This is a genomic window from Streptomyces sp. NPDC047982 (genome assembly GCF_043204165.1).
Lineage (GTDB): Bacteria > Actinomycetota > Actinomycetes > Streptomycetales > Streptomycetaceae > Streptomyces.
The window spans coordinates 170,600-184,410 of record NZ_JBIDBS010000003.1 but is presented as its reverse complement, the minus strand read 5'-3'; the positions used below and the strand labels follow the sequence as shown (position 1 = coordinate 184,410).

The window sequence follows — 13,811 nt, the reverse complement described above, 5'->3', positions numbered from 1 at the left end:
CAGGTCAGGAGCCCTTCGCGGCCGGCTCCAGAATCGCCACGCACTCCACGTGATGCGTCATAGGAAACAGATCGAACGCCCGCAGCGTCCGCACCCGGTAGCCGCTCTCGCGGAAGTACGTCAGGTCGCGGGCCAGGGCCGCCGGGTCGCAGGCGACGTAGGCGATGCGGCGCGCGCCGAGGCCCGACAGGTGCTTGACCGTTGCCCTGCCCGCACCCGCGCGCGGGGGGTCGAGGACGATGAGGTCGGTCTCGGTGATGCCGGTGCGCGGGAGGATCTGGTCGACCTTGCCGTGCTCGATGCGGACCCGGTCCAGGTCCTTGAGGTTGTGCCGGGCGTCCTCGACGGCGCGCTTGCCGGACTCGATGCCGAGGACCGCGCCCTTCTCGCCGACGCGCTGGCCGAGGGCGCCGGCGAAGAGGCCGACGCCGCAGTAGAGGTCGAGGGCGGTGTCGCCCTTGCGGGGCAGCAGGCCCTGCATGACGGCGCGGACGAGAGTGTCGGCGGCCCGGGGGTGGACCTGCCAGAAGCCGCCGGAGCCGACGCGGTAGGTGCGGTCGTCGGCGCGTTCGCGGACGAAGGCACGTCCGTGCACCCGGTGGACGCCGCCGTCGCGTTCGTCGACGCGCATCACGGAGACGGGCTTGTCGAGTGCGACGAGGGGCAGGCGGGCGCCGGGCCTCGGGGTGAGGATGACCTGGCGGTCGTGCGAGCCGGTGGCGGCGATGGCCTCCACCGAGGCCATGCCGGGCCATTCCCGCTTCTCGATGCCGAGTTCGGTGACGCCGGGGGCCGCGATCAGGCAGCGTTCGACGGGCTCCACGTCGTGCGAGCGGTGCTTGCGCAGGCCGACGCGACCATCCTCGTCGATGGCGTACTGGACCCGGGTGCGCCAGGCGGGCACCTCGCCCGCCGGGAGTTTGTCGCCCTCGGCCGGCATGACGGTGCCGTCCCAGCCCGCCTCCTCGGGTGTGAGGCCGGCCAGATGCCGGAGCTGTTCGGCGACCACCTCGCCCTTGAGCCGACGCTGGGCGCCGGGCTTGGCGTGCTGCCAGTCGCAGCCGCCGCACTTGCCGGGGCCCGCGTACGGGCAGGGCGCCTCGACGCGGTCCTTGGACGGTTCGAGGACGCGTACGGCGTCGGCGCGCAGGAAACGGGAATCGCTCGCGCCCTCGGTGACGCGGGCGACGACCTTCTCGCCGGGGAGCGTGTGGCGTACGAAGAGGACCCGGCCCTCCGCGGTGCGGGCGATGCAGTGCCCGCCGTGTGCGACGGGCCCGACCTCGACCTCGTACTCCTCCCCGACCAGCGACGACGTGGGTTCGTTCTGCATGACGGGGTGGCTCCAGGTTTCGTGGTGGACAACCGGACGACGACCTGCGGGTCGGCCGGACGACGACCCACGAGTCTACGTCGGTGTCGTCCGGCCGTTCACCACGTGCGGTCCGGGCGCCGGCGGGCCCCCGGGCCCGCTTCGGTCAGCCCTTGTTCGCGGGCTCCTTCGGCCTGCGTTCCACGGGTCCGCGGCGCACCGCGCCCGGCGCGCTCCACTCGGCGCGCTTCCTGGCCCGCAGCTTCGCCGCCTCGGAGGACTCCAGCTGGTAGGGCACCGACGTCACCATCACGCCCGGGGTGAACAGCAGCCGCCCCTTCAGGCGCAGGGCGCTCTGGTTGTGGAGGAAGTGCTCGTACCAGTGGCCGACCACGTACTCGGGGATGTACACGCTGACCACCTCGCGCGGACTCTCCCGGCGCAGGTTCTTCACATAGTCGATGACCGGGCGGGTCACCTCGCGGTACGGGGAGTCGAGGATCTTCAGCGGGATGTCGATGCCGCGTCGCTCCCAGTCCTCCCTGAGCGCCTTGGTCTCGGCCGGGTCGACGCTGATGGAGAGCGCCTCCAGCTCGCCCGAGCGGATCAGCTTGGCGTAGGCGAGGGCGCGCAGGGTGGGCCGGTGCAGCTTGGAGACCAGGACGATCGAGTGGACCCGGGAGGGCCGCACGGTCTCGTCGGCCGGGGTCTCGTCGGCCGCGATCTCGTCGGCGACGCGGTCGTAGTGCCTGCGGATGGCGGTCATCGTGGCGTAGAAGATCACCATGCCGAGGAGTGCGACCCAGGCGCCGTGCGTGAACTTGGTCGCGAGCACGACGACGAGCACCGTGCCGGTCAGGAAGGCACCGAAGGTGTTGATCGCGCGGGAGCGCATCATGCGGCGGCGTTTGGCCTGGTCCTTCTCCGTCGCCAGGTGGCGGTTCCAGTGCCTGACCATGCCGATCTGGCTGAGGGTGAAGGAGACGAACACGCCGACGATGTAGAGCTGGATCAGCCGGGTCGAGTCCGCCCCGTAGACCCAGGTCAGCAGGATCGCCGCGCCCGCGAGCAGCACGATGCCGTTGGAGAAGGCGAGCCGGTCGCCGCGGGTGTGGAGCTGGCGGGGCAGGTAGCGGTCCTGGGCGAGGATCGAGCCGAGCACCGGGAAGCCGTTGAACGCGGTGTTGGCGGCCAGGAAGAGCACCAGGGCGGTGGCCGCGGCCAGGACGACGAAGAAGAACGTGCCGTCGCCGAAGACGGCCGCCGCGACCTGCGAGATCACCGGGTCCTGGACGTAGTCGGCGCCGACCGGGACTCCGTTGCTGATCAGGTCCCTGGCCGGGTTCTCGGCCATCTTCACGCCGGTGGCCATGGCCAGGCCGATGATGCCGCAGAACATGGTGACGGCCAGCAGCCCCATCATCGCGAGCGTCGTCGCGGCGTTCCTGCTCTTCGGCTTGCGGAAGGCGGGCACGCCGTTGCTGATCGCCTCGACACCGGTGAGCGCGGCACAACCGGAGGAGAAGGCCCGCAGCAGCAGGAAGACCAGCGCGAAACCGGCCAGCCCCTCGTGCTCGGCCCTGATCTCGAAACCCGCGGTCGGGGCATGCATGGTGTCGTCGAGGACCAGGCCCCGGAACGCACCCCAGATGATCATGATGAAGACGCCCGCCACGAAGAGATACGTGGGGATGGCGAAGAGCTTGCCCGATTCCTTGACGCCACGCAGGTTCATCAGCGTGAGCAGCACGATGGCCACGATCGCGGCCGCAGTCTTGTGCTCGACGATGAACGGGATCGCGGATCCGAGGTTCTCCACCCCGGAGGAGATCGACACGGCGACGGTCAGCACGTAGTCGACCAGCAGTGCGCTGGCCACGGTGAGCCCCGCCCTGGGCCCGAGGTTGGTGGTGGCGACCTCGTAGTCACCACCACCGCTCGGGTAGGCGTGCACGTTCTGCCGGTACGACGCCACGACCGTGAACATCAGGACGACGACGGCAAGCGCGATCCAGGGGCTGAAGTCGTAGGCCGACACGCCCGCGATGGACAGCACCAGGAGGACTTCGCCGGGTGCGTACGCCACCGAGGACAGCGGGTCGGATGCGAAGACGGGAAGTGCGATGCGCTTGGGAAGGAGCGTTTCCCCCAGCTTGTCGCTGCGCAGCGCCCGTCCGATCAGAATCCGTTTGGGCAGGTCGGTCAGTTTGGACACGCAGAGGATCGTAAGCGTTCCGTATGGAAGTCGCAGAACTGCGTGCGTCGTGGCCCGCCATTTCCCTGCGCTCGGCCGAAACCGCCACGAAATCCTTAACGAAATCCTTGCGCCCGGTCGTCGGGAACGGCACCCGGGAACGGCACCGGGCACTGTGCCGGTGCCGGGTACTCCGTTCGAGCACCGCCGCAAGCCCCGGCCAGGCGCGGGCGTGCGCGTGCTCAGGCGCCGGGGAACAAAGCGCTGTAGCCATTGAGCGCGGGCTGTCCCCTCCAAATGTGCGTAAAGAATCGTGGAATCCCGCGGGATTTCTCCGCGTGACACGAGATCGATCGTTCCCGTCATCGATTTCCCCTCGTACACGGGTCGGTGATCATCCCGTCGGGACGGGCGGCGGGCCGCGTCCCGCCCACAGGAATGCGTCCGCCGACACGTGCACCTCCCTCACGCACGGATGCCCGGCGTGGCAGGGTGGCCGGAACCGACTGCTTCCACGGCACGGCGCGGTGGCCGGAACGGGGCGTCCTCCAGGCCCCGTCGCGGGCGCGGTGAAAGCGCGGTCGGATGAGGCTTCGCGCTTCCCGCCGCATAAGCTCATCCTGGGCAACGGGACGGACCGTTGCCCCGTTGTTTTGCCCGGCAAGCTGAGGAAGAAGTGTGAGCAGGGTGTTTTCGCAGGTCAGCCGGATGACCAGGACTGCGAGGTAGGCACAAGGTGCACATCGTCATCATGGGCTGCGGGCGAGTGGGAGCCGCTCTCGCGCAGACCCTGGAGCAGCAGGGGCATACGGTCGCCGTCGTCGATCAGGACCCCACGGCGTTCCGCCGCCTCGGGTCGGGCTTCGGTGGGCGACGCGTCACCGGTGTGGGCTTCGATCAGGACACCCTCCGTGAGGCCGGGATCGAGGAAGCCGGCGCGTTCGCCGCGGTGAGCAGCGGTGACAACTCGAACATCATCGCCGCCCGGGTGGCCCGCGAGATGTTCGGCATCGAGAACGTCGCGGCGCGGATCTACGACCCGCGGCGCGCCGAGGTCTACCAGCGTCTCGGCATCCCGACGGTCGCCACCGTGCGCTGGACCGCGGACCAGATGCTGCGGCGGTTGCTGCCGTCGGGCGCCGAGCCGCTGTGGCGCGATCCGAGCGGTGGTGTGCAGCTCGCGGAGGTGCACACCACCCCGTCCTGGATCGGCCACAAGATCAGCACCCTTCAGGAGGAGACGGGCGTCCGCGTGGCATTCCTCACCCGTTTGGGCGAAGCCATACTGCCCACCTCGCAGACGGTGCTGCAGGAGGGCGACCTCGTCCACGTGATGATGCGTACGGACGAGGTCGCGAAGGTCGAGGCTGCCTTCGCCGAAGGGCCCGAGGAGGGCGGTCACTGATGCGTGTCGCGATTGCCGGTGCCGGCGCGGTGGGCCGTTCCATCGCCGGCGAGCTGTTGGAGAACGGGCACGAGGTGCTGCTCATCGACAAGGCGCCGACAGCCATCTCGGTGGAGCGGGTACCGATGGCGGAGTGGCTGCTGGCGGACGCCTGCGAGATCACCTCGCTCGACGAGGCGGCTCTTCAACGCTGCAACGTCGTGATCGCCGCGACCGGCGACGACAAGGTGAACCTCGTCGTCTCGCTGCTCGCGAAGACCGAGTACGGCGTGCCGAGGGTCGTCGCCCGGGTCAACAACCCCAAGAACGAGTGGCTTTTCAACGAGGCGTGGGGCGTCGACGTGGCGGTCTCCACGCCTCGTCTGATGTCGGCCCTGGTCGAGGAGGCGGTGAGCGTCGGTGATCTGGTCCGGCTGCTGCGCTTCAGCCACGGCGACGCCAACCTGGTCGAGCTGACGCTGCCCCCGGAGTCGGCGCTGGCCGGCATTCAGGTCGGCGATGTGGCCTGGCCCGAGGACACCTCGTTGGTCACCATCATCCGCGGGCAGCGGGTTCTGACGCCGAGCACGGAGGAGACGCTGGAGGCCGGTGACGAGCTGCTGTTCGTGGCCGCGCAGGCCCGCGAGGAGCAGTTGGAGGAACTGCTGTCGGTCTGCCGGGGCGACTCGGAGGACTGACGGGCAGGCGGGCGGACGCCGAGGGCCCGGAACCTGTTCCACGGTTCCGGGCCCTCGTGTCCGCCGATGCCGTCGGCGCTCTCAGAACTCCTGGGAGCGGGCCGCCGCACGCGCCTCGGCCGCCTCACGGGCCTGGGCCTTGCGCGCCTTCTCGGCCTGTTCCTCCGCCTCCATCTCGGCGAAGACATCGATGGGCGGCGGCGCCTTGGCGAGGAAGACCCAGGTCAGGTACACCGCGAGAAGGAACGGCGGGATCTTCAGGGCGACCAGGACCCAGCCGAGCTCGGTGGTGTCGGCCCACCAGTACAGCGGGAAGAGGATCGCGCACTTGGCGAGCAGGATCAGTCCCCAGGCGTAGCTGGCCTTGGCGTACGCCTTCTTGCGGCCGGGGTTCCTGGTGCGCCAGGAGAGGTTCTCCTTGAACACCGGACCCAGCATCAGACCGATCAGCGGCACCCCGGCGAGGGTGGTGATCAGGTAGGCGAGGGCCAGACCGAGCGTGTAGAGCATGCCCGGCAGGTAGAAGTCCTTGGCGTTGCCGGTCATCATCGCGAAGGCCACACCGAAGGCCACGCCGAAGACACCGCTGAAGGCGTGCTTGACGGTGTCCCGGCGGATCAGCCGTACGACGACGAGGAGCAGGGACACCACCAGGGCCGCGATGGCCGAGACGTGCAGATTCTTGTTGATGGTGAAGATCGTGACGAAGAGCAGCCCGGGAAGGACCGTCTCCAGCATTCCCCGCACACCGCCGAACGCCTCGAAGAGCGCTGCCTCGGTGACCGCCTTGGCGACGGCCCCCTGCTGGTCGGTGCGTGTGGTGCGGTCCGTGTCGGACGTCGGCTTGTCGAGAGACGTCACCGGCTACTCCTTGCCGAGCGGTCGGAGTTCGTATTTGGGGTTGAACAGCACCCGGCGTCCGTGACTCATGGCGATCCGGCCCGAGGCGATGAGCCTGCGGCCCGGTTCTATGCCGACGATGGAACGTCGGCCGAGCCAGACCACGTCCAACGGGGCGGTGCCGTCGAACAGCTCCGCCTCCAGGGCGGGCACTCCGGCGCGCGGACGCAGGGTGACGGTCCGCAGCGTACCGGTCACCTTCACGATCTGCCGGTCGGTGCATTCTGAGATCCGCGTACAGCCCGAAGCCTGCGAGTCCTCCTGCAGCTCCTCGGACTCCAGGTCCTCCTGGGAGCTGGACAGTCGCTCGAGCATGCGCCGGAAGCGGCCGGAAGGCTTCTCCGCCTTGCCGGACCTGCCGGACTTCTCGAATCGAGGAGCAGCACTCATACCCGAAGGGTACCGGTCTCAGATCCTCCGAGTGGATGTCCGGTCCTACTCGAACGGATTGCCGACATGGTTGCCGCCCACGGGCACCCGGCGGGCTCGCCGGCGTGGTGCATGCCGACCGTGCACGCCGGGTCTCAGCCGCGTTCGACGAGCCCTCAGCCGCCGACGGAAGCCTTCAGCCGCGTTCGAAGCGGTAGCCCATACCCGGTTCGGTGACGAAGTGCCGGGGGTGCGAGGGGTCGGCCTCCAGCTTGCGCCGCAACTGCGCCATGTAGACCCGCAGGTAGTTGGTCTCGGTTCCGTACGAGGGCCCCCAGACCTCCTGGAGCAGTTGCTTCTGGCTGACCAGCCGGCCGCTGTTGCGGACCAGGACCTCCAGGAGGTGCCACTCCGTGGGGGTGAGCCGCACGTCGCGGCCCGCGCGCTGGACCTTCTTCGCCGCCAGGTCGACGGTGAACTCCTCGGTCTCGACCACCACGACGTCGCCGGAGCCCTGCCCGCCGACCGGTTCGGCACGGCGCACGGCGGCGCGCAGCCGGGCCAGCAGCTCGTCCATGCCGAACGGCTTGGTCACGTAGTCGTCGGCGCCCGCGTCCAGCGCCTCGACCTTCTCGTCGGAGGTGTGACGGGCGGAGAGCACCAGGATCGGCACCCGGGTCCAGCCGCGCAGTCCCTTGATCACCTCGACGCCGTCCATGTCGGGCAGGCCGAGGTCGAGGACGACGACGTCGGGGTGGCGGGCCGCGGCGAGCTGGAGCGCGGTGGCGCCGTCGGGCGCGGCGTCCACCTCGTACTTGCGCGCCTTCAGGTTGATCACGAGGGCGCGTACGATCTGCGGCTCGTCGTCGACCACGAGCACCCGGGTCATGGGGGCCCTGCCTTTCTGCTGTAGGGCGATCGCCTGTGCGGCGGTCTCCGGGGCGGCGGTCTCACGGGACCGCGGGGAGATCGGGGTGGCCCGCGCGGTCACGGGGCGGCCCGCGCGGAGAGGCCAGGATCGGCCGGGACGTGTCCCGGTGCCGCCTTCAGGGTCAGGACCATGGTGAGACCGCCGCCGGGGGTGTCCTCGGCGCCCAGGGTGCCGCCCATGGACTCGACGAACCCGCGGGCGACGGCCAGCCCCAGTCCGACGCCGGCGCCGCGCGGGGCGTCGCCGTACCGCTGGAACGGCTCGAAGATACGGTCCTTGGCGTCGTCGGGGACACCGGGGCCGCGGTCGGCCACCCGCAGCTCGACGCGCTCGCCGAGCGCGCTGGCTGCCACGGTGACGCGTTGCCCGTCCGGGCTGTACTTGACGGCGTTCTCGACGATGTTGGCGACGGACCGTTCCAGCAGCCCGGGATCGACGTCGACCATCGGCAGCGTCTCCGGGATGTCCAGGTCCACACTGCCCTCGGGAACACCTCCGAGCGCCATCGGGACCACCTCGTCGAGGTCGATCTCGCGGATCAGCGGGGTGACGGTGCCCGTCTGCAGCCGTGACATGTCGAGGAGGTTGCCGACGAGGTGGTCGAGCCGGTCGGCGCCGTTCTCGATACTCTCCAGCAGTTCGGCCTCGTCCTCGTCGGACCAGGCGACGTCGTCGGAACGCAGCGAGCTGACCGCGGCCTTGATGGCCGCGAGCGGGGTGCGCAGATCGTGGCTGACGGCGGCGAGCAGCGCCGTCCTGATCCGGTTGCCCTCGGCGAGCCGCCGGGCCTCCTCCGCCTCGCCGACCAGGCGCTGCCGTTCCAGTACGACGGCGGCCTGGGCGGCGAACGCGCCGAGCACCCGGCGGTCCTCGGCGGGCAGCACCCGGCCGGAGAGCGCGAGCGCCATGTGGTCGCCGACGGGCATGTCCACGTCGGCGTCCTCCGGCCGGGCCACCGGCCCCGGTCCGACGCTCCCGGCGCAGGTCCACGGGTCGACGTCGCTGCGCCGCTCCAGCAGCGCGACGGACTCCATGCCGAACGTCTCGCGTACCCGGTCCAGGAGGGCGTCCAGGCTCGTCTCTCCGCGCAGCACACTTCCGGCGAGGAAGGAGAGGATCTCCGACTCGGCGCGCAGCCTGGCCGCCTGATGGGTGCGGCGGGCCGCCAGATCGACGACCGAGGCGACCGAGACCGCGACCGCGAAGAAGATCACGATGGCGACGAAGTTCTCCGGGTCCTGCACGGTCAGGGTGCGGGTGGGCGGCGTGAACCAGTAGTTCAGCAGCAGCGAGCCGACGGCCGCCGACGCGAGGGCGGGCAGCAGCCCGCCGAGCAGGGCCGCGAGCACCGTCATGAAGAGGAACAGCAGGACGTCGTTGGCGAGCCCGGGGCCGTTGCCCAGCCCGCTCAGGAGCAGCGTGAGCAGGGCCGGGCCGCCCACACCGACCAGCCAGCCCCAGATGCTCCGGACCCGGCCCAGCCGGGCGCCGCGGGCGATGGGCAGCCCGCGCCCCTTGGCGACCTCCTCGTGGGTGACGATGTGGACGTCGAGGTCGGGGCCGGACTCGCGGGCGACGGTGGCGCCCACACCCGGTCCGTAGATGTACTGCCATGCCTTGCGACGGCTGGAGCCCAGAACGATCTGCGTGGCGTTCACCCCGCGGGCGAATTCGAGCAGCGCCGACGGGATGTCGTCGCCGATGACGTGGTGGAACGTGCCGCCGAGGTCTTCGACGAGGGTGCGCTGGACGGTGAGTTCCTTGGGCGAGGCGAAGGCCAGTCCGTCGCTGCGTGCGATGTAGACGGCGAGGATCTCGCTGCCGGAGCCCTTGGCCGCCATCCGGGCGGCGCGGCGGATGAGCGTACGGCCCTCGGGGCCGCCGGTGAGTCCGACGACGATGCGTTCACGGGCCTGCCAGGTGGTGCGGATGTTGTGCTCACCGCGGTACTGCTGGAGGTATTCGTCGACCCGGTCGGCGACCCAGAGGAGGGCCAGCTCGCGCAGCGCGGTCAGGTTGCCGGGGCGGAAGTAGTTGGACAGGGACGCGTCGATCCGGTCCGGCTTGTAGATGTTCCCGTGGGCCATCCGGCGGCGCAGGGCCTGGGGTGACATGTCGACGAGTTCGATCTGGTCGGCCCTGCGGACGACCTCGTCGGGGACGGTCTCGCGCTGCCGTACCCCCGTTATCGACTCGACGACGTCACCGAGCGACTCCAGGTGCTGGATGTTGACGGTGGAGATCACGTCCATGCCGGCCTTCAGGAGTTCCTCGACGTCCTGCCAGCGCTTGGCGTTGCGGGAACCCGGCACGTTGGTGTGCGCCAGTTCGTCCACCAGGGCCACGGCCGGGGCGCGCTCCAGGACCGCGTCGACGTCCATCTCCGTGAAGAGGGCGGAGCGGTACTCGATCTCGCGGCGCCTGATCTGCTCCAGCCCGTGCAGCATCACCTCGGTGCGCGGGCGGTCGTGGTGCTCCACGAAGGCGACGACGCAGTCGGTGCCCCGCTCCACGCGACGGTGTGCCTCGGAGAGCATCGCGTACGTCTTGCCGACGCCGGGTGCCGCGCCCAGGTAGATCCGAAGTTTGCCCCGTGCCATGGCCTCATTGTCTTCTCGAAACACGGCTGCGTCCGATGCGGCAGCCACCTCGAAGCTACCCCGCCGATTCCCGGCAAATGAGGCAGGGGGGTGGGGGTGCGGGCCGAATTGACAGGATTCTGATGCCCGGGACCGGAAGTCCCCGGCCGACGGCACCCTCGCCCTCCCGCCGCGCACGGCCGACGGTGTCCTCGCGCGCCGCACGCGACCCGGCGGCGCCCCCTGTCGCGGCACACCGCCGACGACGCCCTCGTCCCTGGACGACATCTCCGGACAACGGCTTCTCGACACGTTCCTGACATCGGCCGGACAGTCTGCGGAGGTCAGCCGGTCCGCCGGTCCACCGGGCCCGGCCCCCGTCCTCGAAGGCGTGCGCATGACGACCCGAAGGAGTTGCCCTGCAGCGCATCGCCGGCCGCGACGGCGGCACCCGCGCGCACGGCACGAGGGGGTACGCGCACTCCGTGGCGTACAGCCGGACACGCCCGGGGGCGGGGACCGCGTCGTCGGGGAGGAGGCGACGCGGTCCCCCTCTCCCCCTCAGCGCCCGTTCACCAGTTGCCGGAGGGAGATGTTGAGCTGGAGGACGTCGACCGTCGGTTCCCCGACGAAGCCGAGGATTCTGCCCTCCGTGTGCTGCTCCACGAGCCTGGCCACCTGGTCCACTCCGAGGTGGTTCCGCTCGGCCACGCGCCGCACCTGGAGCCGGGCGTACTCCGGAGAGATGGCCGGGTCGAGGCCGGAGCCCGAGGAGGTGACCGCGTCGGGCGGCACGTCGGCGGGGCTGACGGGGTGGCCGGGGACGGAGTTGTCCCTGACGACGGCGGCCTTGGCGGCCTTCACCTGGTCGACGAGCTTCTTGTTGTCGCCGGCCAGGTTGGTCGCGCCGGAGACGAGCAGCTCGTACTGAGTGTTGACGCTGTTGGTGCCGAGGCCGGCGGAGGGGCGCGGCTGGAACCATCGCAGGTCGGGGGCCGCCGTGGTCTGCCCCTTCTTCAGCGGCAGGTCATAGCTCTGGCCGATGAGTTCGGAGCCGACGACCTTGCCGTTCTCGGTGATCTCGGACCCGTTGGCCTGATGGGGGAAGACGCCCTGGGCGACGCCCGTCACCGCGAGCGGGTAGAGCACGCCGCAGACGACGGTGAGGACCAGCAGGGCGCGCAGCCCGGCCCAGAGCAGCCGGGCGGTGTTCGCTACGGATTGGTTCATGGCAGCTCAGCCGATTCCTGATTTCGAGTCGGGGCGGGGTGGAGCGGGATCCGGCCCGGGGGACGGAGGACTCGCTCCAGCCCGGACGGGTGCTCAGTGCAGCCCGGGGACGAGGGAGATGATCATGTCGATGGCCTTGATCCCGAGGAACGGGGCGACCAGGCCGCCGAGGCCGTAGATCCCGAGGTTGCGACGGAGCATCGAGTCGGCACCGCCGGGCCGGTAGCGCACGCCCCGCAGAGCGAGCGGGACCAGCGCGACGATGATCAGCGCGTTGAAGACGACCGCGGAGAGGATCGCGGACTGCGGCGAGGACAACTGCATGATGTTGAGCTTGTCCAGGCCCGGGTAGACCGCCGCGAACATCGCCGGGATGATCGCGAAGTACTTCGCGACGTCGTTGGCGATGGAGAACGTCGTCAGCGCGCCACGGGTGATGAGCAGTTGCTTGCCGATCTCCACGATCTCGATCAGCTTCGTCGGGTTGGAGTCCAGGTCCACCATGTTCCCGGCCTCCTTCGCGGCCGAGGTGCCGGTGTTCATGGCCACGCCCACGTCCGCCTGGGCCAGCGCCGGGGCGTCGTTCGTGCCGTCACCCGTCATCGCGACGAGCTTGCCGCCGGACTGCTCCCTCCTGATGAGTGCCATCTTGTCCTCGGGCGTGGCCTCGGCGAGGAAGTCGTCGACGCCCGCCTCCTCGGCGATGGCGCGGGCGGTCAGCGGATTGTCGCCGGTGATCATGACGGTGCGGATGCCCATCCGGCGCAGTTCGTCGAACCGTTCCCGCATGCCCTCCTTGACGACGTCCTTGAGGTGGATGACGCCCAGGACGCGCGCGCCCTTCTCGTCCTCCAGCGCCACCAGCAGCGGTGTGCCGCCGGCCTCGGAGATCTTGTCGGTGAGCTCCCGCGCGTCCGGGGAGACGGTGCCGCCGCGCGCCTCGACCCAGGCGACGACGGAACCGGTCGCGCCCTTGCGGACCGTGCGCCCGTCGATGTCCACGCCGGACATGCGGGTCTGGGCGGTGAACGCGACCCAGGTGGCGTGTCGCAGCTCGCCGTGGTGGCGCTCGCGCAGGCCGTACTTCTCCTTGGCGAGCACGACGATCGAGCGGCCCTCGGGCGTCTCGTCGGCCAGCGAGGACAGCTGGGCGGCGTCGGCCAGCTCGGCCGCCGTCGTGCCCTTGACGGGGACGAACTCGGCCGCCTGCCGGTTGCCCAGGGTGATCGTGCCGGTCTTGTCGAGCAGCAGGGTCGAGACATCCCCGGCGGCCTCGACCGCACGCCCCGACATGGCGAGCACGTTGCGCTGCACGAGCCGGTCCATGCCGGCGATGCCGATCGCGGAGAGCAGTGCGCCGATGGTCGTCGGGATGAGACAGACCAGCAGCGCGGTCAGCACGATCATCGACTGCTCACGGCCGGCGTGGGCCGCGAACGGCTGGAGGGTGACGACGGCGAGCAGGAAGACGATGGTGAGGGACGCGAGCAGGATGTTCAGCGCGATCTCGTTGGGCGTCTTCTGCCGGGCGGCGCCCTCGACGAGGGAGATCATCCGGTCGATGAAAGTCTCACCGGGCTTGGTGGTGATCTTGATGACGATGCGGTCGGAGAGCACCTTGGTGCCTCCGGTGACGGCGCTGCGGTCGCCGCCCGACTCCCGGATCACCGGTGCGGACTCGCCCGTGATGGCGGACTCGTCGACGCTCGCGACGCCCTCGACGACGTCTCCGTCGCCGGGGATGATGTCGCCCGCCTCGCAGACGACCAGGTCGCCGATGTGCAGGTCCGTGCCCGGCACCCGTTCCTCGGCGCCGTCGACGACCCGTCGGGCGACGGTGTCGGTCTTGGCCTTGCGCAGCGTGTCCGCCTGCGCCTTGCCGCGCCCCTCGGCGACCGCCTCCGCCAGATTGGCGAAGAGCGTGGTCAGCCAGAGCCAGGCCGTGATCGCCCAGCCGAACCAGTCGCCCGGGTCCAGGCAGGCCAGCACGGTGGTGAACACCGAGCCGACCAGCACCACGAACATCACCGGGGACTTGACCATCGACCGGGGGTCGAGCTTGCGTACGGCGTCCGGGAAGGACGTGAGCATCTGCCGGGGGTCGAACAGTCCCCCGCCGACGCGTCCTTCGCCCGAGCGGCCCGTGGGCGTGTCCCGGTGCGGTGCCCGGGCCGGAGTGACATGGGACATCGGGTCCTCTTGCTTCGTGCGGGA

Annotated in this window: 10 protein-coding genes; 2 read left to right on the top strand and 8 right to left on the bottom strand. The window is 70.2% G+C overall.

The window, feature by feature from the left end; translation table 11 throughout:
* Positions 1 to 4: 4 nt before the first annotated feature.
* Positions 5 to 1,333, bottom strand: a complete 1,329-nt coding sequence (locus ACGF2V_RS04540) for a class I SAM-dependent RNA methyltransferase (protein WP_362705662.1) — start codon at positions 1,331 to 1,333, stop codon at positions 5 to 7.
* Positions 1,334 to 1,478: 145 nt separating this feature from the next.
* Positions 1,479 to 3,527 (bottom strand): APC family permease, encoded by a 2,049-nt coding sequence (locus ACGF2V_RS04535; protein WP_362617776.1) that lies wholly within the window; start codon positions 3,525 to 3,527, stop codon positions 1,479 to 1,481.
* A 715-nt stretch (positions 3,528 to 4,242) separates the two neighbouring features.
* Between ACGF2V_RS04535 and ACGF2V_RS04530 the strand changes: the two genes are divergently transcribed.
* Both ACGF2V_RS04530 and ACGF2V_RS04525 read left to right on the top strand, forming a co-directional pair.
* Positions 4,243 to 4,911 carry a TrkA family potassium uptake protein gene (locus tag ACGF2V_RS04530; protein ID WP_362617779.1) on the top strand — a complete coding sequence of 223 codons (669 nt, stop codon included), beginning with the start codon at positions 4,243 to 4,245 and terminating at the stop codon, positions 4,909 to 4,911.
* Positions 4,911 to 5,588 (top strand): TrkA family potassium uptake protein, encoded by a 678-nt coding sequence (locus ACGF2V_RS04525; protein ID WP_362617781.1) that lies wholly within the window; start codon positions 4,911 to 4,913, stop codon positions 5,586 to 5,588. Before ACGF2V_RS04530 ends, ACGF2V_RS04525 begins: the two co-directional genes overlap by 1 nt.
* An 81-nt stretch (positions 5,589 to 5,669) precedes the next feature.
* Here the strand turns inward: ACGF2V_RS04525 and ACGF2V_RS04520 are convergent, their stop codons facing one another.
* The 6 genes from ACGF2V_RS04520 to kdpB form a co-directional block, all read right to left on the bottom strand.
* Positions 5,670 to 6,449, bottom strand: a complete 780-nt coding sequence (locus ACGF2V_RS04520; protein WP_362617784.1) for a DUF3159 domain-containing protein — start codon at positions 6,447 to 6,449, stop codon at positions 5,670 to 5,672.
* Positions 6,450 to 6,452: 3 nt separating this feature from the next.
* Positions 6,453 to 6,878 carry an OB-fold nucleic acid binding domain-containing protein gene (locus ACGF2V_RS04515; protein WP_389045199.1) on the bottom strand — a complete coding sequence of 142 codons (426 nt, stop codon included), beginning with the start codon at positions 6,876 to 6,878 and terminating at the stop codon, positions 6,453 to 6,455.
* A 175-nt stretch (positions 6,879 to 7,053) separates the two neighbouring features.
* A complete protein-coding gene (locus tag ACGF2V_RS04510) occupies positions 7,054 to 7,746 on the bottom strand; it encodes a response regulator (protein WP_362617787.1) in 693 nt (230 codons plus the stop codon).
* Between the two features lie 98 nt (positions 7,747 to 7,844).
* Complete coding sequence (locus ACGF2V_RS04505) at positions 7,845 to 10,388, bottom strand: sensor histidine kinase KdpD (protein WP_362705665.1); 2,544 nt, start codon at positions 10,386 to 10,388, stop codon at positions 7,845 to 7,847.
* 540 nt (positions 10,389 to 10,928) lie between these two features.
* Positions 10,929 to 11,597: a potassium-transporting ATPase subunit C gene (locus ACGF2V_RS04500; protein ID WP_362617793.1), complete on the bottom strand. Its 669-nt coding sequence runs from the start codon at positions 11,595 to 11,597 to the stop codon at positions 10,929 to 10,931.
* A 93-nt stretch (positions 11,598 to 11,690) separates the two neighbouring features.
* Entirely contained in the window at positions 11,691 to 13,787 is a 2,097-nt protein-coding gene (gene kdpB, locus ACGF2V_RS04495; RefSeq protein ID WP_392910865.1) for a potassium-transporting ATPase subunit KdpB, read from the bottom strand.
* Positions 13,788 to 13,811 lie beyond the last annotated feature (24 nt).